This window comes from Alteromonas sp. MmMcT2-2 (assembly GCF_022348305.1).
Lineage (GTDB): Bacteria > Pseudomonadota > Gammaproteobacteria > Enterobacterales > Alteromonadaceae > Alteromonas > Alteromonas macleodii.
On sequence record NZ_JAKRFA010000109.1, the window covers coordinates 1 to 1625 of the forward strand.

General features: G+C 39.3%; 1 protein-coding gene. It reads right to left on the reverse strand.

What is annotated here, in order from left to right; translation table 11 throughout:
* Positions 1-88: 88 nt before the first annotated feature.
* Complete coding sequence (locus tag MHM99_RS21035) at positions 89-1330, reverse strand: methyl-accepting chemotaxis protein (RefSeq protein ID WP_239220457.1); 1242 nt, start codon at positions 1328-1330, stop codon at positions 89-91.
* Between the last annotated feature and the right edge of the window lie 295 nt (positions 1331-1625).

The following is a 1625-nucleotide window of genomic DNA, read 5'->3' on the forward strand; positions in this document are numbered from 1 at the left end:
AAGCTTCAAGCTCTTTCTTATTCATGTTCATCTGCCTATCCTTAACTCTCTATAGAGTAAATTGAGATAGGCAGTTACACAAAATTAGTTACAGTCTCTCGTCGGTGAACTTATCAAAAGGTGTCGTGTGCTTTATAGGATTAGTATTCGGTATAGGTGAATAGTCAAAATTAAACAGCTTTGCTTCCGATATTTTCCCTTCTGAAATCGCTTGCTCGAAACGCTTTCCAACAGTTTTAGCTGCATTGACTGCAATGTCTCTAACTTCGCTGTTTCGATCATTTACATCGAAGCTTTCCAGTAGCCTGAAAATATCTTCAGCTTGACTACTCAGTGATAGCGCCTGAGTAGAAACATCAGTGAGGTCGTGCTCTAATTTTTCTGTCGTCGTGTGCAACTGAAGTATATTGGTACTTATACCTGCGCTATGTTCTGCATTATTTTCTACCATTGCTTGCATAGCGCCCATCGATTCCCGAGCTTTTGTAGAGAGCATACTGGAGTGTGAGATAGCTTCTTCGCTCTCCTTTAATTTCACATTCATGTTATCACTAGAGTTAAGCACCGTTTCCATAGTAGCCACTGCGGCCTGGCTACTTGTATTCATATCCTGCAGCAAACTTTCAATTCCTGAGGTGGCATCAGTTGTTTTCTTGGCAAGCTCGCGTACTTCATCAGCAACAACGGCGAAACCACGTCCTTGATCTCCCGCTCTTGCAGCTTCAATAGCCGCATTAAGCGCTAGCATATTTGTTTGATCGGCTAATTGGTTAATGGTGTTTGTTATTGTACTTATTCCCTCGGCCTTACTTTTTAATGTAGTAAGCGCTTCAGATGACGCATTTATGTTTTTAACCAGCTGCTGTTGCTGGCTTAATACTTCTTTTAACGACGTACTTCCGAACTGCGTTTTCTCGTCAGATTCATTCATAGAAGATGCAGCATTCTTGGCAAGATCATCTAACTGAGTTGAGGAAAGTTCTAATTGTTGGAGTCTACCGCTCATCTCGCCGATGTTCGCGACTTGCTCATTAAATGCTTTTGATAACTGCTCTAAAAAGAAAGAGATAGAAGCACCACCAATTGCAATGTTACTCGCGGCATGACTAACTTTCGTTGCATCATTGCTGTGTGCATTGTTCTTATAATCGTCAGATAGAACAGTATTACTAGCGGCTATATTTTGGTTTTGAAATACCTTCTCAATAATAAAGGCCGCGAAAAGGATAGTAAGAAACGTAGCAACTGCAGAGATTAGTAGATGTGAAGTAACAAAAGACATCACTACATTAACGAGACCGGCAATAACAGCTAAAACTAAATACTTCATCATGCACACTTAACATTTTATTAACACCTCAAAAATGTAAAGCGTTTTAAACCAATTATCCATAAGCGGATAGTATTAGTTATGGGGTCAAAGTACTTTATTAATTGAGCATTGTATTCATTAGCAAATGAAATAAACGCTTCAAGGTACGAGTTGTCAGATTAATGAAGTGAGTAGATTGACTCTACCCCATTAGTAATGGGGTCAGAGTCTGAGGTATCCCCACAAATAATATTGCGATATCAATAAGATAAAAAAGATAGGAACATTCATGACGTTTGGTGATCAGATCAAT